The organism is Paraburkholderia metrosideri, assembly GCF_904848625.1.
Classification (GTDB): Bacteria; Pseudomonadota; Gammaproteobacteria; order Burkholderiales; family Burkholderiaceae; genus Paraburkholderia; species Paraburkholderia metrosideri.
Map to the genome: position 1 here is coordinate 75,957 of NZ_CAJHCP010000008.1, position 19,397 is coordinate 95,353.

Genomic DNA, 19,397 nt, shown 5'->3' on the forward strand with positions numbered 1-19,397 from the left:
GGCGAACCCGCCGATGGACTGTGTGGGGTTCAGTCCAGCGGCCAGGTTTCGCGGCTTGCTGCTCTTACCGCCTGCGCCGATTCGAGCGCCAGCGCATCCTGGGCACGTTGACGGCACAGCTGATAATCGAGGTTGCGCACGCGCGCCTTGGCGCCCGGCACCGACACCGGGTCCACCGACAGCTCGGTCACGCCGAGACCGACGAGCAGCGGCATCGCGAGCGGATCGCCGGCGAGCGCGCCGCAGACGCCGACCCATTTGCCGTGCTTGTCCGCGCCTTGCACGGTGGCCGCGATCAGGCGCAGAACGGCCGGGTGCAAGCCGTCGGCTTGCGCGGCGAGATCGGCCTGGCAGCGGTCCATCGCGAGCGTGTACTGCGTCAGATCGTTGGTGCCGATCGACAGGAAATCCGCGTGTTGCGCGAGCTGGTCGGCGAGCAATGCCGCCGACGGCACTTCGATCATCACGCCGACTTCGATCGGCTGCGTGCGGCCCAACTCGCGGGCCAGCTCGTCGATACGTTTGCGGATGCGGATCAGCTCGCCGACATCGGTGACCATCGGCAGAAGAATGCGGACGGCGCCGAGCGGCTGCACGGCGAGCAGGCCGCGCAGCTGATCGTCGAGCAGATCGGGGCGCACCTGAGCCAGGCGAATACCACGCAGGCCGAGCGCCGGATTCGGTTCGGGCGGCAGCGTCAGGTAATCGACTTCCTTGTCCGCGCCGACATCCAGCGTGCGGATGATCGCGGTACGGCCGTTCAGCGCTTCGACAATGCCCTGATAGCTCTCCCGATGTTCGTCGACGGTCGGGGCCGACGCGCGGTGGATGAACAGCAATTCGGTACGTAACAGGCCCACGGCATCGGCGCCGTTGTCGACGGCGGTTTTCGCGTCCTCGAGCGTGGCGATGTTCGCGGCGACTTCGATCGCGCGGCCATCGGAGGTGACGGCTGCCTGCTGCGACGTGCGGCGATTCGCTTCGCGCACATCGGCGAGACGGCCGCGCTCCACACGCGCACGTTCGACATCGACGTCGGTCGGCGCGAATTCGAGGCGGCCGGTCGTGGCGTTCACCACGACCTGAGTGCCGGCCGGAATCGCGTTCAATGCATCGCCGACTGCGACCAACGCCGGGATCCCGGCCTGGCGAGCCAGAATCGCCGCGTGCGACGTGGCACCGCCGCGCGACATCACCAGCGCTGTCACCCGCGAACGATCCAGCGTCGACAGATCGGACGGAGTGAATTCTTCCGCTGCCAGTACGGCTTCGTCCGGCAACGCGCGAGCCGATGCGTTCGTATAACCGAGCGCGCGCAGCACGCGTTTGTCGATATCGCGCAGATCGGCCGCACGTTCGGCGAGCAATGCGTCTTCGACCTTGCTCAGGATGCCGATCTGTGCACGAATCGCTTCACGCCACGCGAAACCCGCGCTCTTGCCGAGGCTGATCAGATCGCGTGCGGCGTCGAGCAGCGTCGGGTCTTCGAGCAATACACGATGGACCGCGAAAATCCCCGCTTCGCCAACCGCGCCACGTTGCGACGCGTCGCGCACGACCGTGTCGAGGTCGGCGTCGACAGTAGCGATGGCTTTATCGAGCAAACGGCTTTCCGCTGCCGACGTGCCGCTCGCCTGTTCCGGCGGATCGACATCCGCATCGTCCCAGCGCACCAGCTTGCCGACCGCGATGCCCGGCGACGCGCAAACGCCGGCGAGTGTATTCGGTGCGAGCGGTTCGCCTGCGGGACTCGCGGCTGCCTGGGTCGCCAGCGACGAGGTTTGGCGCGCAGGTTTCTGCTGTTCCACTTCACCCTGCGCTTCACGCGTCAATTCATGCGCAATCGCGTCGATGGCGGCTTGAGCTTGCGAGCCGACGCCGAGCAACTCGACTGTCGCACCTTCACCCGCGCCGAGACCGAGCAAACCAACCACGCTTTCGATCGCCGCCTTGCGCCCTTCATAACGCACTTCGACACGCGCATCGAAACCGCGCGCCGCTTCACGCGCACGCGCAGCAGGACGCGCATGCAGGCCGCCCGCGTGAATCAGCGTGACCTGCCGGCGCGCCTCTTCCATCACATTCGTCGCGCTCAGTTGACGGGATGCATCAGCGGCTTCGCCAGCGCGCGCACGCAGCACCAGCAGCGGCGTTTCACCCGCCTTCACGATGCCGCCTTCCACCCGCTCGACGATCTCGAACGCATCGGAATTCGCAATCGCGATCACCGACACCAGACTCGGCGCGTTCAGCGCGACCTGATCCTGATCGAACTCGATCAGCACGTCGCCGGCATGCACCTGCGCGCCCTGCTCGACCATCGGCGCGAAACCTTTGCCGTTCAGCTCGACCGTATCGATACCGATATGCAGCAGAATTTCAGCACCTTCAGAGGTCGCCAGCGTCACGGCGTGACCGGTGCGCGCGAGATGCGTGATGGTGCCGTCGCACGGCGCAACCAGCCGCCCTTCGAGCGGATCGATACCGATGCCGTCGCCGAACATACCGCCCGAAAACACCGGGTCGGGCACCTTCGCGAGCGGCACGACCGGGCCGGTCAGCGGCGCAAGCAAAACAATGTGGCCTTCAGAATGGCTCTTCAAGCGGGACTCCTCGACACGTCGCATCTGATTTCTCGTCAGTGAGTTTCGGTGACTTTGTTGAGATGGCGCGGCGCATCGGGATTGCGTCCGCGAGCGGCGGCAAGGCCGGCGGCCATCACGTAAAAGGACAGGATCGCGGCGATCGGATCGAGCGCCGCATGAGCGGTGGTAGCGAGCGGCAACGTCGCTTCGGACACGTCGTCCGGCGCGGCGAGCAACACGCGTGCGCCGCGCGCCTGCATGTCGCGCGCGAGTTGCAGCAGGCCGGCCTGTTCGGGGCCGCGCGGTGCGAAAACCAGCAGCGGGTAATCGCGGTCGATCAATTCCATCGGACCGTGACGCACTTCCGCGCTCGAAAACGCTTCGGCCTGAATGCCGGAGGTTTCCTTCAGCTTCAGCGCGGCTTCCTGTGCAATCGCGAGGCCGAGACCGCGGCCGATCACGATCATGCGTTCGACGCCGCGCAGTTCTTCGACGGCCTTCGACCAGTCGAGCTTGCCCGCGCTTTGCAGCGAATCGGGCAGCGTCTGCAATGCGCCGAGCAGGTCGGCGTCTTTCTGCCAATGCGCGACCAGTTGCGCGGAAATCGACAGCATCGCGATATAGCTTTTGGTAGCCGCGACGCTCAGTTCGGGACCGGCGACCAACGGCAACTGCCATTCGCATGCATCCGCCAACGGCGAACCCGGCGCGTTCACGGCGGCCACGGTCAACGCGCCCGCGTTACGCAGCGCCTGCATCGTGCCGATCAGATCCGGGCTTTTGCCCGATTGCGAGAACGCCAGCGCGAGCTGATCGCGCACCTGCAGCGGTGCCTGCTGGAGTGTCGCGACCGACATCGGCAACGACGCGACCGGCACGCCGAGGCGGCTCATCGTCAGGCTCGCGAAATAGCTCGCTGCATGATCCGAGCTACCGCGTGCGACCGTCAGCGCAACGTGACGCGGCTGTTCGGCCAGCTTCGCTGCGAGGGCCTCGACGTGCGAGGTGTCCGAGAGTTGCGCGGCGACCGTTTCAGCGGACGCCAGTGCCTCTTTAAGCATATTCGACAATTGCTTCTCCTTCGACGTAAGTCGCGGTCAACGCCAGTTCACGATCGAACACGACCAGATCGGCCCACGCGCCGCGCGCGATACGGCCGCGGTCTTCGATGCCGAGATAGTCGGCGGCGTAGCGCGACAAACGGTTTGATACATCGGCGATCGGCAGACCGATCGATACGAGATTGCGCAGCGCCTGATCCATCGTCAGCGTGCTGCCGGCGAGCGTGCCGTCGGCGAGTCGCACTCCCCCCAGGCACTTCGTCACGTGCTGGCTGCCGAGGCGGTATTCGCCGTCGGGCATGCCGGTCGCCGACGTGCTGTCCGTCACCACATAGAGACGCGGAATCGCGCGCAACGCAGCGCGGATCGCGCCCGGATGGACGTGCAGCAGATCGGGAATGATTTCGGCGAATTCGGCATGCGCGAGCGCTGCGCCGACGAGGCCGGGATTACGGTGATGCAGCGGCGACATCGCGTTGAACAGATGCGTGAAGCCACACGCGCCGTGCTTGAGTGCGGCGACGGCGTCGTCGTAAGTGCCGAGCGAGTGACCCAACTGCACACGCACGCCGCGCGCCGCCATCGCGGAGATGATCTCCATGTGGCCGGCGATTTCGGGAGCCAGCGTGACCACGCGGATCGGCGCGATCGACAGATACTTCAGCACTTCGTCCATCACCGCGGAGACTGCCGCGTCCGGCTGCGCGCCGAGCTTGCCAGGGTTGATGTACGGCCCTTCCAGATGCACGCCGAGCACGCGTGCGCCGCCGGGCGTGCGCACCTTCGCGTTGTTGCCGAGACCCGCGACCACGTTCATCAATTCGTCGCGTGGCGCGGTCATCGTGGTGGCCAGCAGGCTCGTCGTACCGAAGCGGGCGTGCGTGCGGGCGATCACTTCGATCGCGTCGCCCGCTTCCATCACGTCGGAACCGCCGCCGCCATGCACGTGCAGATCGATGAAGCCGGGCAGGATGTACGGCGCGTCGTTCGTCGACGGATCGACCGGAACGCCTGTGAGCGCCGTGATGCGGCCGTTTTCATATTCGAGCGTGCCGTGAATCCACCCATCGGTGGTGAGTATGTTTCCGGTCAGCATGAGTCTCTCTGGTGAGGCGTGATACGGGTGTGACTGAATCGCGCTCGCTGGCGCCGCTGCGGGCGGCTGGGCTTCAGGTGCGCAATTCAGCGACGAAGTCGTAGTAATCGTCGCGGCAATAGGTGTCGGTCAGCTCGATTGCACGCTGGTCGGCGCTATAGCCGATACGGGTAATGACAAGCAGCGCGGTGCGCGGTTCGATGTCCATTAACGATGCGATCTCGCTCGACGCATTGACCGCGCGGAAATGCTGCAACGCGCGCACGACAGCGGCGCCGCGTTGCTCCAGATAGCTGTAAAGCGACACGCCGATGGCCTGCGGATCGGGCACGATCGCCGCCGGGAGCGCCGAATGCTCGACCGCCATGACGATGCCGTCCGCGCGACGCAGCCGCCGCAGACTCGCCACCGCCGCGCCCGGCGACAGCCCGAGGTGCACCAGCTCGTCGCGGTTGGCGGCGCGAATATTGCGCTCGATCCACACCGAATCCGGCCGGAATCCGCGTTGCTGCATCTTCTTCGTGAAACCGGTGAGGCGCGACAGCGGATCTTCGACCCGCGGCGTGATGAAGCTGCCCGCGCCCCGCGCCCGCCGGATCAGGCCTTGCTCGACCAGTAGCTCGATGGCTTTGCGCGCGGTGATGCGCGACACGCCAATCGCATCCGACAGCGTGCGCTCCGACGGCAGCGCTTCACCCGCCGACCACACGCCACAGTGGATCGCCGTCGCAAGATTGCGCGCGAGCTGCAAATACAGCGGCGTGACGTTGCGAGCGTCAGGCATCAGTGCGGACCAGCGAGTTTCCATGGGGCTCCGGGGGTCGGTGAGAAAAGGCCGGCCTACGAAAAATGAGAGCCCATTATATAACCAACATAATACCAGTCAATCAACTGGTTACATGCTGGTATAGGCGACCGCAAAGCCTTACGGGATAAGGCTTAGAGAGGCTTAGGAGTGCGTTGGGGGCGGCATTTCCGGGGTAAGGATTTACCCGTATCAGGGCTTTTGAAAGATACCTGTGGGTGCTCTACGAATGCGGCGAGTCCCGGACCGTGCGTCACGGCTAATACCTTTCTAGCACCAGTGGGTCCCACCGGTATTCCGAGTGGGACCGCCGCTTTGCCCGCGTGGCTTTGTCAAAAAGTTTCGTTCAAATATAGTGCTGTGTACCAAGCCATAACAATTCCCCGGGGAGCAGCCTTTGTCCGATTCCGAGGCGCTACGACGTGCTCAGGCCGTCCGCCATTTCAACCGCTTCTACACCCAGCATATTGGAGTGCTGCACGAGCATCTGGCCAAAAGCGAGTTTTCGCTGACGGAGGTGCGTGTACTGCATGAGCTTTTTCGCGGACGCGCGCAGACGGCGTCGGTGCTGGGGCGAGCCCTCGGTCTTGACAGTGGTTATCTCAGCCGGCTGCTCACCAGCTTCGAACGACGCAACCTGATTACACGCCGCCCGTCCGAGCTGGACGCGCGGCAGTCGCTGATCGCGCTCACCGAGCTTGGCCATGCGGCCTATGGGCCGCTAGACACAGCCGCTATCGAAGAGGTGTCCGCGGTGCTCGACGGCCTCACGACGCTGTCGCAGGAACGATTGATTTCGGCGATGCAGGTGATCGAGCGGCTGCTCGGCGGCAAACCCAGGCACGAACTGGTCACGCTCCGGCAACCGCGCGCGGGCGAATGCGGGTGGCTGGTGCAACGGCAGGCACAGTGGTTCGCAGCGGAATTCGGCTGGGATCGATCGTTCGAGGGATTGCTCGCGCGGATCGTCGCCGACTACACGTTGCGCAACGATCCGGTGCGCGAGATGTGCTGGGTCGCCGAACAGGACGGGATGGTGGTCGGCTCGGTGTGCGTCGTGGCTGTATCGACGACCGTCGCGGGCATGCGCCTGCTGTGGGTCGAGCCGGACGTGCAGCGACTGGGCATCGGCACGCAACTGGTCAGCGAATGCGTGCGATTCGCGAAGCGGGCGGGTTATACGACACTCACGCTGACCACGGCCAGCATGTTGGGTGAGCCGCGACGGCTATGCGAGCGCGCCGGTTTCCGGCTCGCCGGTACAACGGCTGAACGCCGTTTCGGCAAGGATCTGACGATCGAAAGGTGGGAGTTGAATCTGTAGCTTGAAGAGCAGGCCCGACGCGGACATGACGCCGCGCGAGCCTCGCTTTTGTCACACGTCGGTTAGAACGACGGCACCATCGAACCCTTGAACTGCGTCTTGATGAACTGGCGCACGTCTTCCGACTGGTAAGCGGCGACCAGCTTCTTGACCCACGGCTTGTCCTTGTCCTGCGCACGCACGGCGATCAGGTTTGCGTACGGGCTGTGGATGTCTTCCAGCGCGATTGCGTCTTTGGTCGGCTGCAGGCCGGCGGCGAGCGCGAAGTTCGTGTTGATCACGGCGGCGTCGACGTCTGCCAGCGTGCGCGGCAATTGCGCGGCGTCGAGTTCGACGAACTTGATCTTCTTCGGATTTTCCGCGACGTCGAGCGGCGTGGCGTTATTGCCGCCCGTGCCTGCACCTGCGTTCAGCTTGATCAGACCAAGCGATTGCAGCAACAGCAGCGCACGGTTCTCATTCGACGGATCGTTCGGCACTGCGACCTTCGCGCCTTGCGGCAGGTCCTTCAGCGACTTCAGCTTCTTCGAATAGACGCCGAGCGGCGAGATGTACGTGAGACCCGCATTGACGAGCTTGTAGCCGCGTTGCTTGATCTGGCTATCGAGGTACGGCTGATGCTGGAAGCTGTTCGCGTCGAGGTCGCCTGCGTCGAGCGCGGCGTTCGGCTGCACGTAGTCGTTGAATTCGATGACCTTCACGTTCAGGCCTTCGCGCTTCGCCACTTTCGTGACGACTTCCCAGATCTGCGCATCCGGGCCGCCAATGGTGCCGACCTTGATCACTTTGTCGTCGGCGTGTGCGCCGAAGCTGGTGAAAATCGCCGCGCCGGCGATCACTGCCGAGAGGGCTTTGAGAATGTTTCTGCGCTGCATGGTGTTTCTCGCTGTTTCTGGTTGATGCTCTGATCGATGTCAGATTCTGGTGGAAGCCGGCGGCGGTTTCGCCGCAAGGCAGATGCCCCGCCAACTGAGCCCTAAATGGTCTCATATGCCCGGCGGGATGGGAAATACCCCTATCGCATATGGGTATGCGTATGAGCACCCGGGTCGAGTGGCGCGTGAGCGAATTTCTCCATGACGGGTTTGCGTTGCGCGATATCTGGCGTTGCAAACCGGTTGTGCACGCAATAAAGCGTCGTCTGACAGATAATTGGAAACCGTGGCCGCGCCCCTATCAGTGGCCCAGCCAATTGCCTTCGAGAACGACCATGTACGTCATCAACATCACTTACACCGCACCGCTCGACCGTATCGACGACGCGCTGGAAGCGCATCGCGCGTTCCTGGCCAAACACTTCGAAGCAGGTGTATTCGTGGCCGCCGGGCCGAAACTGCCGCGCGACGGTGGAATTATTCTGGCGGTGCGCATCGAGCGGGACAGGCTCGACGCGATTCTCGCCACCGATCCGTTCGTCGTCCAGAAGCTCGCGCATTACGACGTGACGGAGTTCAAGACGACGCGTCTCGCGCCCGGTTTGAATCTGCCGATACCGGATTGAGGGTTACGACGACCTGAATTGAAAATGGGCGCGTGATTGCATCACGCGCCCATTTGCTTTTGCCCCGAACGGTCAGTGGGTCAGTGGGTCAGTGGGTCAGTGGGTCAGTGGGTCAGTGGGTCAGTGGGTCAGTGGGTCAGTGGGTCAGTGGGTCAGTGGGTCAATCGATCAATCGAGCAGCAGCTTGAAATCGTGCACCCAAGGCGTCGCGCCCTGACCATCACGTGCGAATAGACGCAGTTTGCCGTCCGTGTCGAACACGTAGCTCGCGGCCGTGTGATCCATCGTGTAGCTGTCGGGCGTCTTGCCCGGTACTTTCGCGTAGTAGACGCGGAAGTCTTTCGTGATCTTCGTGAGTTGCGCCTGATCGGCGGGTCGCAAGCCGACAAAAGTGGGATTGAACGCCGGCACGTATTGCGCGAGCAATTCCGGCGTATCGCGATCGGGATCGACGGTCACGAAGAGCACCTGAACACGCTTCGCGTCTTCAGGCCCAAGTTGCTGCAATGCCTGCGACAGCTCGGCCATCGTGGTCGGGCAAACATCCGGGCAATGCGTGTAGCCGAAAAACAGCACCACTACCTTGCCCTTGTAATCCGCCATCGTGCGAATTTTGCCGGACGTGTCGGGAAGCGAAAAATCGCTGCCGAACTGCGTATTGCCGGTGATGTCGAGATTCGTGAAGGCTGGCGGCTGCTTGCCGCAACCTGCCACCAGCAACGCGCCGCCGAGCGCGCAAGCCAACACAGCAGCGCGCGCCACGCGCGCGAAGCGATTTTTGAGCATGGTATTACGCGCCGATCAAGGCACGCGCATAGTGGTCGATCAGCAGCGCGGCGAACAGCAGCGACAGATAGACGATCGAGTAACGAAACATTCTGCGCGCCAGATCGTCCGAATATTCCCGATAGATCTTCCACGCATAGGCGAGGAACACAGCACCCAACAACACGGCGGAGACCAGATACACCACGCCGCTCATGCCGGAGATAAACGGCATGAGTGTGACCGCGTACAGGATCAGCGAATACAGCAGGATATGCAGACGCGTGTACTTCTCACCGTGCGTGTTCGGCAGCATGGGCAGACCGGCGTTTTCGTAGTCTTTGCGGCGATACAGTGCGAGCGCCCAGAAATGCGGCGGCGTCCACACGAAGATAATCAGCACGAGAATCCATGCGTCGCCCGGCACGTGACCGGTGACTGCGGCCCAACCGAGCGCAGGCGGCATCGCGCCCGACGCGCCGCCGATCACGATGTTCTGCGGCGTGGCCGGCTTGAGCAACAGCGTGTAGATCACCGCGTAACCGACGAACGTGGCGATGGTGAGCCACATGGTCAGCGGATTGGCAAAGCGGTACAGCGTGTACATGCCGAGCCCGCCAAGCACCGCCGAAAACAACAGAATTTGCGTGGTAGTGATTTCGCCGCGCGCCGACGGACGCCACGACGTGCGACGCATTTTCGCGTCGATTTTCTGTTCAACCAGGCAATTGATTGCGAACGCGGCACCGGCGAGCAGCCAGATACCGACCGTGCCGCCGATCAGCACGGTCCACGGCACCATGCCTGGCGTAGAAAGAAACATGCCGATGACGGCGCAGAACACGGCGAGTTGCGTGACGCGCGGTTTCGTCAGGGCGATGTACTGGGAGACCCGGCTACCGGGTGTTTGGGAGAGTGTTGTGCTGTCCATGGAGGTCACGCTGGCGCGGCGTCGCGCGCAGGGAGCGAGGCGCGGCCGGGACGGCTATAAGCGATCCGAAAGTTTAACATAACGAGCAAAAGCAGCAGGATCGCGGCGCCACCATTGTGGGCGACCGCAATCGGCAGAGGCCATTGCAGGACGATGTTCGACAGTCCAGTGATGAACTGGACAATCACCACCAGCAGCACGCCGCTTGCCGGCCGCCGCAGCGATTCGAAGCGGCGCAGCTTCAACGCGAGCCACGCCAGATAAGCCACGACGACGATCGCAAACGTGCGGTGGGTCCAGTGGATCGCGACCAGTGCGTCCTGGGTGATCACGTCGCCGTCGCCGGTCATGCCGAGCGCACGCCACAGGTGGAAGCCGTGCGCGAAATCCATCGGCGGAATCCATTGGCCGTTGCAGGTCGGGAAGTCCGTGCACGCGAGCACCGCGTAATTCGTGCTGACCCAGCCGCCCAACGCGATTTGCGCGATCAGCAGGATCAGACCGGCGAGCGCCGCCACACGCCAGCGCGCAATTTCCGGCTCGAAAGCGGGCAGCGGGGTCAGCCGCGCGGCGAGCCAACCGAGCGTGCCGAGCAAGGCCAAGCCGAGTAACAGGTGCGTAGTCACGATGATGGGTTGCAGCTTCATCGTCACGGTCCATGCGCCGAACGCGCCTTGCACCAGAATCAGCAGCAGCAGCGAGGTCGGCCACCATGGCGACACATGCAACGGACGGCGCTTGATCCGGGCCGTCCACGCAATGATCGTCTGCGCGATGATCAGTACGCCGATCGCCATCGCAAAGTAACGGTGGATCATCTCGATCCAGGCCTTCGCCATGCTGACGGGGCCGGTCGGCATCAGCTGATGCGCGGCCGAAATCGCCGCATGCGCGATAAACGGCGATGACGTGCCGTAGCACCCCGGCCAGTCCGGACAGCCAAGCCCGGAATCGGTGAGGCGCGTAAAGCCGCCGAACATCACCAGATCGAGCGTGAGGAAAGTGGTCAGCCAGACCAGCTTGCGGAATTTGTTGTCGTCGGCTTTGACCCACACGTAGGACAGCGGCAACAACGCGATACACAGGCCGATCAAAGCCAGTTGCAGTACGAACATCTTTCTTACCCTGGTTGCGACATCAGCCGATGCTCGACCATTTGAGCAGCCTGGTCACGTCGTTCTTGATCTTGCTCGGATTCGGATCTTTCGGAAAACGCATCATCAGATTGCCGTTCGGATCGACCATGTAGAGGTGGTCGGTAACGTTGGTGCCGCTGTCGGCAGGCAACCATGCCGATACCTGCGCCGGGTCGGCGACCAGCCTCCGAGTTTCGGGATAGGCGGTTTGTATCACGTCTGCGACCTTGTTGGCATCGGTGCGCAGCCACACTTCCACGACGCGCTCGCGTTCCGGCCCCTGGGCTGCGCGGATTTGCCGCATGAAGTAGAGCTTGGTCGCGCAAGCCTTGTCGCATGAACTGCTGTCGACGGAAATCATCAGCCAGCGGCCGCGCAGCGTGGCCAGCTTCAGCGGTTTGCCGTCCTCACCGGTGACGACGAGCGAGTCCGGAATCGGCCGTTGCGGTTCGACCAGCGTGCCGTAGCTCGTGCTGCCACCGGTCGGCTTGATCACGTAGTACGTGAAATACGACACGACAATCGGCGCAGCGCCGATGATCACCAGCAGCAGCAGAATCCAGCGGCCACTCTTCCACGAACCGGGGCCGTTGGGTTGACCGGGCATGGCTTTCGGCGCGGCGGGTTTGCGGGCTTGCGGCGAACGGGGGGATTGCGTCGACACTACAGGACCTCTTTCAGTGATTGCGCGGTGGGGTCGCCTTCTTCGCTAAGCAAATCTGGCGAACCACCGCATATGTGCTGCATTACGCGCCCGGCGCGTGCTCTTGCGTTTGCTCTTTTCTGGCGGCGCGACGGGCGGCATACAGGCCGAAGAACAAAGCCGCCGCTGCCATGCCCCACCACTGGAACATGTAGCCGTAATTGCGCTCCACGCCGTTATCCGGTGCGGGCCAATCGCGCACCAGCTTGTCGCCGTCGTCGCTCAATTGCTGGATCACGAACGGTTGCAGCGGCAGCCCGGTTTCGGCGGCATACGCTGCCGTATCGAGATTCTGGCGGATCAATTGATGCGCGGCCGAGCCGCCCTGCCCCAACTCGAATGCACGCGATGCATCGGCACGCACGATGCCTTCGATCTCGACCTCGCCTTGCGGCGTCGTATAGGGCGCGATGGTTTCGCGATTGCTCATATTGCGCGGCAGCCAGCCGCGATTGACCAGCACGTAACCGCCGTCGGCCAGTTTAAAAGGCATCACGACGTAAAAACCCGGCTGATCGTTATACGGACGATTATCCAGGTAGACGACCTTGTCCGCGACAAACGTGCCGCGCGCCTTCACGCGATGAAATTCGATGTCCTTCAGTTCGACCGCCGCGCTGCTCAATGGCTGCGCGGGCGCATTCTCGAACTGCGTGATGTGCGCCTCGAGCGCTTCCTTCTGATGTGCACGGTCGCGCTGCCAGAAACCGAGCCGCACCGTCACGACGATCACCAGCAGAATCAGCAGCGCGGGAATCAGGCGAATCTTCATCGAGCGCGCTCCGACGGTGCTTGTTCAGACGCCGGGAACCTGCGGCAAACGCCCGCATGCGGTGCGATAATAAACTTCTTGCCTCTGCGCTTTCTGATTTCAGCCAGCTCCATGCACATTCTCGTTCCCATTGCCTTCGTCCTGATCATCGCCAGCATGGTGTCGGCGCTGTATTTCATGATGCATGACAAGGGCAAAACCAAACGGATGGTCTGGTCGCTCGCCACGCGGGTGGGTCTGTCGATCTCGCTGTTCCTGTTTATCCTCTTTGCTCACTGGATGGGCTGGATTCAATCGACCGGTATTCCTTACGGACGTTGAGTCAGGTGGAAAAAACGTCGCGCCGGTGACCAGCCGCATTGGTTGGCGTTTGTCGGTGCGATCGGCGACCACCGCCGATTTACCGCCGGCCGCGGACTGATCACCGCTTCCTGCCTCCGCTTCCTGCCCCACCCGACCCGCCAAACAAAACGCCGCCCTGACAGGGTCGAGGGCGGCGCTGCTTTCATCCTTGTCTACTGCTTGCTGCGCACATTGCCCCGAAGGACGTTGCGCGAAGAACGGCCCCGCTCGATCCGGATAGCCGGTCGGCGCAGACCAGACTGCGTTACAGCCAGTACACGACGACGTACAGTCCGAGCCACACGACGTCCACAAAGTGCCAGTACCAGGCCGCGCCTTCGAACGCAAAGTGATGCTCCGCCGTGAAGTGACCGCGAATCAACCGCGCCAGCACAACCGCCAGCATCGTGCCGCCGAGGAACACGTGAAAACCGTGGAAGCCCGTCAGCAAAAAGAACGTCGAACCATACACGCCCGAAGCCAGGGTCAGATTCAGTTCGTTGTACGCGTGAAAATATTCGAAGCCCTGGAAAAACAGGAAGCACACGCCCAGCACGAGCGTAGCCGCGAGCCAGATGATCGCCTTCCTGCGATGATTCTCACGCAACGCATGGTGCGACACCGTCAACGTAGCGCCCGACGACAGCAACAGCGCCGTGTTGATGGTCGGCACCGGCCACGGTTGCATCGACTTGTATTGCGACACCAGAGCTGCCGGACCGTTGTTCGGCCAGACCGCCGAGAAGTCCGGCCATATTAGCTTGAAGTCGAGACTGCCCAGTTGATGCAGCGCAATTTCGCGCGCATAAAACAACGCGCCGAAGAACGCACCGAAAAACATCACTTCGGAGAAAATGAACCAGCTCATGCTCCAGCGATACGACTTGTCGACATTCTTGCCGTACATGCCACCTTCCGACTCGGCGATCGCGTCGCCGAACCAGTGCCACAGCGTGAAGAGCAGCCACAACAAACCGGCGACGACGCCGATCGGCGCCCACTCATGTTCGTTGATCCAGGCCGCAAGCGATCCGAGCATGACAAGCAACCCGATAGCGGCGCTGATCGGATGCCGCGACGGATGCGGTACGAAATAGTACGGGCTCTCGTTTTGACCGCTCATTTCTTGATTCTCCACTTCAGTCCAGTTGTTCCGGAATTTCCGGCTGTATCTTCGGCGACGCGTCGATACCGCACCGCTTCTCTCTAATTCGTGGGCCTTGGGTTGCTGCTGTCTCCGCCCTTGTCTGCACTGCTCTTTCTGCTGCTTTAACCGACCACTGCGCGCACGATCAGAATCAGTACGGCAATCAGAATTGCCGTACTGATCAACGCAGCGGCAATCACATGCAATGGGTTCAGCTGCGTCGCGTCCGCTTCCAGATCGCGGCGCTTGCGCACGCCAAAAAACGACCAGAACACCGCACGCATCGACTGACCAAAACTGCTTTTGCGCGGATTACCGCCGTTATCGCTCATCTCGTCTCGTCATCATTCGCTGGCGGCTGCTGCCGTCACGCGGGATTGGCCGAAGTTGCCGCCGGATTCGCTGTACTGGCCGTGGGCGCCGCGCTTCCGGCAGTCGCCGCTGCCGGCGTATTCAGTTCAAAGAACGTGTACGACAACGTGATCGTTTTCACGTCCTTAGGCAATTTCGGATCGACCACGAACACGACCGGCAAGCGCTTGGTCTGGTTCGCCGTCAACGTCTGCTGCGTAAAGCAAAAACACTCGATTTTCCTGAAGTACTCGGTGGCCTGCTTCGGCGCGTAGCTCGGAATGGCTTGCGCCTGAATCGTGCGCGCCTGTTCGTTGCTGACCTCGTACATCACCGTCGTCACTTCGCCCGGATGCACATCCATACTGCGCTGTTCCGGCTTGAAACCCAGCGGCCCGCGCGCGTTCGCATCGAATTCGATTGAAATCGTGCGGCTCATGTCGACCTGCGTGTTCTTCGCCTCGCGCACCGTGGCATCGCGCTGAACGAGGTTGTTGATACCGGTAATCTGGCAGATCGCCCGATACATCGGCACCAGAGCGAACCCGAAGCCGAACATCATCACCGCGACGATGACCAGCTTGACCAGCATGGGACGGTTGAAAGAGCGGTCGGCCTGCGCCGGCGGTTGCGTCGACATCGGAATCCTCAACAAACCTGCTAACCAGACTTCTGCTGTGATGCTGCGGGATCCATCGCCAGACCAACGTCAGGTGAACCAGTGCTGCTTGATGATGACGCTCGCGAAAAAGAGTGCCGCGATCACGAACATCACCAATCCAATCCGCCTGTTGCCCGCACGAATCTGTTCCGGCGTACGTCTTTCCTGTGGATTGCGCGTCATGCTCGACTTTCTGAATGCTTTTCGTGACTGGCGGTTTGCGGCGGTTTCAACTGGAGCGTCACCGCCGGCTGGCGGAGACCCGGTTCTACTCGTTGCATCAAAACGATGCCGCCAGAGCCCAAGCCTCTCGCCGGAAACCACCGCTTATTCGACGGTCGGCGGATGTTCGAACGTGTGGAACGGAGCCGGGCTCGGCACGGTCCATTCGAGGCCCGTTGCGCCGTCCCACGGCTTGTCGCCCGCTTCTTCGAGTTCGCCGCCGCCACGGTAGGCCGGCAGTGCAACCGCGAACAGGAAGTAGACCTGCGCCAGACCGAAGCCGAACGCGCCAATCGAAATGACCTGGTTCCAGTCGGTGAACTGCGCCGGGTAGTCGGCGTAACGACGCGGCATGCCGGCGAGACCAACGAAGTGCATCGGCAGGAACGCGAGGTTGAAGAAGAACATCGACGCCCAGAAGTGGATCTTGCCGCGCGTTTCGTTGTACATCCAGCCGGTCCACTTCGGCGCCCAGTAGTACCACCCGGAGAACAGCGCGAACAGCGAACCCGCCACCAGCACGTAGTGGAAGTGCGCGACCACGAAGTAAGTGCCGTGATACTGGATGTCGAGCGGCGCCATCGCGAGCATCAGGCCCGACAGACCGCCGAACGTGAACACGATCAGGAAGCCGACGGCGAACAGCATTGGCGTTTCGAAGGACAGCGAACCGCGCCACATCGTCGCGACCCAGTTGAACACCTTCACGCCCGTCGGCACGGCGATCAGCATCGTCGCGTACATGAAGAACAGTTGGCCGGTGACCGGCATGCCGGTCGCGAACATGTGGTGCGCCCAGACCATGAACGACAGGATCGCGATCGACGACGTCGCGTACACCATCGAGCTATAGCCGAACAGCGGCTTGCGCGAGAACGCCGGGATCACCTGCGACACGATCCCGAACGCCGGCAAGATCATGATGTAGACCTCGGGGTGTCCGAAGAACCAGAAGATGTGCTGGTACATCACCGGGTCGCCGCCGCCTGCCGCGTTGAAGAACGACGTACCGAAGTGGCGATCGAACAGCACCATGGTGATTGCGCCGGCCAGAACCGGCATCACCGCGATCAGCAGGTACGCGGTGATCAGCCACGTCCACACGAACATCGGCATCTTCATCAGCGTGAGGCCGGGTGCGCGCATGTTCAGAATCGTCACGACGATGTTGATGCCGCCCATGATCGACGAAGCACCCATCAAGTGGACCGCGAAAATCGCGAAGTCCATGCCCGGGCCCATTTGCGTGGACAACGGTGCATAGAGCGTCCAACCCGCAGCAGTGGCACCGCCCGGTGCGAAGAACGAACCGACCAGCAACACCGCCGCCACCGGCAGCAGCCAGAAGCTGAAGTTGTTCATGCGCGCGAACGCCATGTCCGACGCGCCGATCTGCAGCGGCACCATCCAGTTCGCGAAACCGACGAACGCCGGCATGATCGCGCCGAACACCATGATCAGGCCGTGCATGGTGGTCAACTGGTTGAAGAACTCGGGACGCATGATCTGCAGCCCCGGTTCGAACAGTTCGGCACGAATCCCCAACGCCATCACGCCCCCGGACAGGAACATGGTGAACGAGAAGATCAGGTACAGCGTCCCGATGTCCTTGTGATTGGTTGCAAACAGCCAACGACGCCAGCCATGCGGCAATTCGTGTGCATGGTCGCCGTGTACGTGCTCGTGGCCCGCGGTTACATCGTGTCCGATGCTAGACATGACAATCTCCTAAAGCGAATACTGCGGTGCTGACCATGAACTCGTCAGGCAGCCGGGCTTGCAGCCGCGCTGATCTGGACGCGTCGGGCTTCTTTTGCGTCGCCGCCGCCTGTGACCGTTTCCGGTTTCTTTAAAATAATGTGGTCTTCTGCGATGCCGGCTGCTTTCAGCGCATCGCGCACGGCTTCGGCACGACTCTTCGCGAGCTTCGCGTTGAGGTCGGCAGAACCGCTGGCGTCGGTATAGCCCGACACTGAGAATTTCGCGTCCGGATGCGCCTTCGCGTAGGCCGCGGCTGCGTCGACCGCCGCCTTCGCGTCGGCTGGCAGCGTGCTCTTGCCCGTGTCGAAGTAGACGCTGGCCGGCAGGTCTGCCTGCGGCGCTGCTGCGTTGTCAGACGCAGGTGCCGCTGCTGCTGCGGGCGCTGCCGAAGCAGCGTCCGCACCGCTTGCAGCCGCTGCCGCCCCGGCACCGCTGGCCGCCGCACCCGCGTCGGCCAGATGGTCGCCGCCTTCCGGCAGCTTGCCGTTACGGGCGTCCGTGACCTGCTTCGGCTGCAGGATGTCGCCGGTGTGGTTGCCCCACGAGTTACGTTCGTACGTGATCACCGACGCGATTTCGACGTCGTTCAACGTCGGCGCCCACGAAGGCATTGCGTTCTTGCCCTTCAGCACGAGGCTCACGTGTTGGCCGATCGGGCCGTTGGCGATCTTGCTGCCGTCGAGCGCCGGAAACTCGCCCGCGCCCTTGCCGGTCGGCTGGTGGCAGACTGCGCAATTCGACGCATAGACCTTGCCGCCGCGATCCATCAACTCGGCCAACGTGTAGGTCTTGTTCGGATCATCCTGGCCAGCGGCCATTTTCTTCTTCTGTTCGTCGACCCACTTCGCATAGTCGTCGGCGGACAGTACTTCGACCACCACCGGCATGAACGCGTGTTCCTTGCCGCAGAGTTCGGTACAGAAACCGCGGAACGTGCCGACCCGGTTAGCCTTGAACCACGTGTCGCGCACGAAGCCCGGAATCGCGTCCTGCTTCACGCCGAATGCCGGCACGTACCAGGAGTGGACCACGTCGTTCGCGGTGGTGATGATGCGGATTTTCTTGTCGACCGGAACGACCAGCGGATTGTCGACTTCCTGCAGATACAGCGTGCCGATCGGCTCCCGGCCATCGGTCTGCGCACGCGGCGTAGCCAGCGTGGACAGAAAGCTGATGCCTTCGCCCGGGCCCTTCACGTAGTCGTAGCCCCACTTCCACTGGTAGCCGGTGACCTTGACGGTGAGGTCGGCGTTCGAGGTGTCTTTCATCGCCACGACAGTCTTGGTGGCGGGCAGCGCCATCAACACGACGATGACGAACGGCACGATCGTCCAGATAATTTCGACCGTGGTGCTTTCGTGGAAATTTGAAGCTTTGTGGCCTTTCGATTTGCGGTGCGCAAAGACCGAATAAAACATCACGGCGAACACGCCGACAAAAATCACCGTGCAAAGCGCCAGCATGAACATATGCAGGCTGAAGAGCTCCTCAGCGATTTTTGACGCAGGCGGCTGAAGGTTGATGGCGTTGACGGCAGGGCCGCCAGGAGCATCACCCACTGCCAGGGCAGCTCCGGCGAAAAGCAGTCCGCTCGTCGCCAGCACGCCCATGAGCGCTCGCTTGATTGTTTTCATAGCTTCCTTACCCAAATTTTCCATTCAAACCCTCGACCCCGCTGGCAGCTTGTCTCGCACTCCCCTTGAACGCTTCGTGCCTGGCACGTCTAACAACGTGCGAGCCATATACGCAATTCAGTTGCGAACTGCGTGCGCCGATACTGCGCGAGATGTTGCCCGATCATGATCGTCTGGCCGCGCGAGACCAGTTTGATGTGGTCACGCGGCGTTGCGCCCGGCTCGATCCGCACCCAGCGCGGATTGAATTCGAACTGCGTAAGCTGCTCGGCACTGACCTGCTCTATCACGAGCCGATTCGGAAACAGCCGGATCCGCTCGTAATCCACAGCATGACGCGCATAGATGGCAAAGGCGATACCTACCGCGAGCAATTCGATTCCGGTGAACGGCAGCACCAGCCAGGCGCCGACCAGAAACAGCATGAATGCAATTGCCAGCGAGAACAACGCTAGTGACACGTAGAGACAGATGAACTGCCGGGGCGAGATCGAGCAGTTGCGTTTCATCGTCCAGTCTTTGAGGACCGGCTCAGAATCTGCCAACAGATGATCTGATGCGCCCAACGCTGCCTCCTGCGAATCACCGCCTTCGGCCATT

Annotated in this window: 20 protein-coding genes; 3 read left to right on the plus strand and 17 right to left on the minus strand. The window is 62.2% G+C overall.

Going from position 1 to position 19,397, the window contains the following annotated elements; all coding sequences use genetic code 11:
- Positions 1-29: 29 nt before the first annotated feature.
- The 4 genes from ptsP to LMG28727_RS18765 form a co-directional block, all read right to left on the minus strand.
- The gene (gene ptsP / locus LMG28727_RS18750; RefSeq protein WP_201643809.1) at positions 30-2,627 is read right to left on the minus strand and encodes a phosphoenolpyruvate--protein phosphotransferase; all 2,598 of its coding nucleotides are present in this window, start codon (positions 2,625-2,627) and stop codon (positions 30-32) included.
- Between the two features lie 11 nt (positions 2,628-2,638).
- Positions 2,639-3,646, minus strand: coding sequence for an SIS domain-containing protein (locus LMG28727_RS18755; RefSeq protein ID WP_201644123.1), 1,008 nt, complete (start codon positions 3,644-3,646; stop codon positions 2,639-2,641).
- Entirely contained in the window at positions 3,639-4,742 is a 1,104-nt protein-coding gene (nagA, locus tag LMG28727_RS18760; RefSeq protein ID WP_201643810.1) for an N-acetylglucosamine-6-phosphate deacetylase, read from the minus strand. Before nagA ends, LMG28727_RS18755 begins: the two co-directional genes overlap by 8 nt.
- Before the next feature lie 73 nt (positions 4,743-4,815).
- The gene (locus LMG28727_RS18765; protein WP_201643811.1) at positions 4,816-5,550 is read right to left on the minus strand and encodes a GntR family transcriptional regulator; all 735 of its coding nucleotides are present in this window, start codon (positions 5,548-5,550) and stop codon (positions 4,816-4,818) included.
- Positions 5,551-5,944: 394 nt separating this feature from the next.
- Here LMG28727_RS18765 and LMG28727_RS18770 point away from each other — a divergent pair, with 394 nt between their 5' ends.
- On the plus strand, positions 5,945-6,871 hold the full coding sequence (locus tag LMG28727_RS18770) for a bifunctional helix-turn-helix transcriptional regulator/GNAT family N-acetyltransferase (RefSeq protein WP_201643812.1): 927 nt from the start codon (positions 5,945-5,947) through the stop codon (positions 6,869-6,871).
- Between the two features lie 62 nt (positions 6,872-6,933).
- Here the strand turns inward: LMG28727_RS18770 and LMG28727_RS18775 are convergent, their stop codons facing one another.
- Positions 6,934-7,746, minus strand: coding sequence for a MetQ/NlpA family ABC transporter substrate-binding protein (locus LMG28727_RS18775; RefSeq protein ID WP_201643813.1), 813 nt, complete (start codon positions 7,744-7,746; stop codon positions 6,934-6,936).
- Between the two features lie 335 nt (positions 7,747-8,081).
- Here LMG28727_RS18775 and LMG28727_RS18780 point away from each other — a divergent pair, with 335 nt between their 5' ends.
- The gene (locus LMG28727_RS18780) at positions 8,082-8,372 is read left to right on the plus strand and encodes a YciI family protein (protein ID WP_201643814.1); all 291 of its coding nucleotides are present in this window, start codon (positions 8,082-8,084) and stop codon (positions 8,370-8,372) included.
- 168 nt (positions 8,373-8,540) lie between these two features.
- On the opposite strand, the gene LMG28727_RS18785 is transcribed toward LMG28727_RS18780, so the two are convergent.
- The 5 genes from LMG28727_RS18785 to LMG28727_RS18805 form a co-directional block, all read right to left on the minus strand.
- Complete coding sequence (locus LMG28727_RS18785) at positions 8,541-9,158, minus strand: SCO family protein (RefSeq protein WP_201643815.1); 618 nt, start codon at positions 9,156-9,158, stop codon at positions 8,541-8,543.
- Between the two features lie 4 nt (positions 9,159-9,162).
- On the minus strand, positions 9,163-10,068 hold the full coding sequence (gene cyoE / locus LMG28727_RS18790) for a heme o synthase (RefSeq protein WP_201643816.1): 906 nt from the start codon (positions 10,066-10,068) through the stop codon (positions 9,163-9,165).
- 5 nt (positions 10,069-10,073) lie between these two features.
- Entirely contained in the window at positions 10,074-11,183 is a 1,110-nt protein-coding gene (locus tag LMG28727_RS18795; RefSeq protein ID WP_201643817.1) for a COX15/CtaA family protein, read from the minus strand.
- A 22-nt stretch (positions 11,184-11,205) separates the two neighbouring features.
- Positions 11,206-11,868 (minus strand): SCO family protein, encoded by a 663-nt coding sequence (locus LMG28727_RS18800; RefSeq protein WP_201643818.1) that lies wholly within the window; start codon positions 11,866-11,868, stop codon positions 11,206-11,208.
- 82 nt (positions 11,869-11,950) lie between these two features.
- Positions 11,951-12,679 carry an SURF1 family protein gene (locus tag LMG28727_RS18805; RefSeq protein ID WP_201643819.1) on the minus strand — a complete coding sequence of 243 codons (729 nt, stop codon included), beginning with the start codon at positions 12,677-12,679 and terminating at the stop codon, positions 11,951-11,953.
- Positions 12,680-12,790: 111 nt separating this feature from the next.
- Here LMG28727_RS18805 and LMG28727_RS18810 point away from each other — a divergent pair, with 111 nt between their 5' ends.
- Entirely contained in the window at positions 12,791-13,000 is a 210-nt protein-coding gene (locus LMG28727_RS18810; RefSeq protein ID WP_007179452.1) for a twin transmembrane helix small protein, read from the plus strand.
- Between the two features lie 286 nt (positions 13,001-13,286).
- Here the strand turns inward: LMG28727_RS18810 and LMG28727_RS18815 are convergent, their stop codons facing one another.
- From LMG28727_RS18815 to LMG28727_RS18840, 7 genes are all read right to left on the minus strand, one after another.
- The gene (locus LMG28727_RS18815) at positions 13,287-14,144 is read right to left on the minus strand and encodes a cytochrome c oxidase subunit 3 (RefSeq protein ID WP_201643820.1); all 858 of its coding nucleotides are present in this window, start codon (positions 14,142-14,144) and stop codon (positions 13,287-13,289) included.
- Between the two features lie 146 nt (positions 14,145-14,290).
- Positions 14,291-14,500 carry a DUF2970 domain-containing protein gene (locus tag LMG28727_RS18820; protein WP_201643821.1) on the minus strand — a complete coding sequence of 70 codons (210 nt, stop codon included), beginning with the start codon at positions 14,498-14,500 and terminating at the stop codon, positions 14,291-14,293.
- A gap of 35 nt (positions 14,501-14,535) precedes the next feature.
- Positions 14,536-15,159 (minus strand): cytochrome c oxidase assembly protein, encoded by a 624-nt coding sequence (locus tag LMG28727_RS18825; protein ID WP_201643822.1) that lies wholly within the window; start codon positions 15,157-15,159, stop codon positions 14,536-14,538.
- A 69-nt stretch (positions 15,160-15,228) separates the two neighbouring features.
- Positions 15,229-15,363, minus strand: a complete 135-nt coding sequence (locus LMG28727_RS34230; RefSeq protein ID WP_236592088.1) for a cytochrome oxidase small assembly protein — start codon at positions 15,361-15,363, stop codon at positions 15,229-15,231.
- A 144-nt stretch (positions 15,364-15,507) separates the two neighbouring features.
- Entirely contained in the window at positions 15,508-17,121 is a 1,614-nt protein-coding gene (gene ctaD, locus LMG28727_RS18830) for a cytochrome c oxidase subunit I (RefSeq protein ID WP_074762887.1), read from the minus strand.
- A 44-nt stretch (positions 17,122-17,165) separates the two neighbouring features.
- A complete protein-coding gene (gene coxB, locus LMG28727_RS18835; protein ID WP_201643823.1) occupies positions 17,166-18,821 on the minus strand; it encodes a cytochrome c oxidase subunit II in 1,656 nt (551 codons plus the stop codon).
- Positions 18,822-18,886: 65 nt separating this feature from the next.
- Positions 18,887-19,363, minus strand: a complete 477-nt coding sequence (locus LMG28727_RS18840) for a DUF2244 domain-containing protein (protein WP_201643824.1) — start codon at positions 19,361-19,363, stop codon at positions 18,887-18,889.
- Positions 19,364-19,397: the final 34 nt, after the last annotated feature.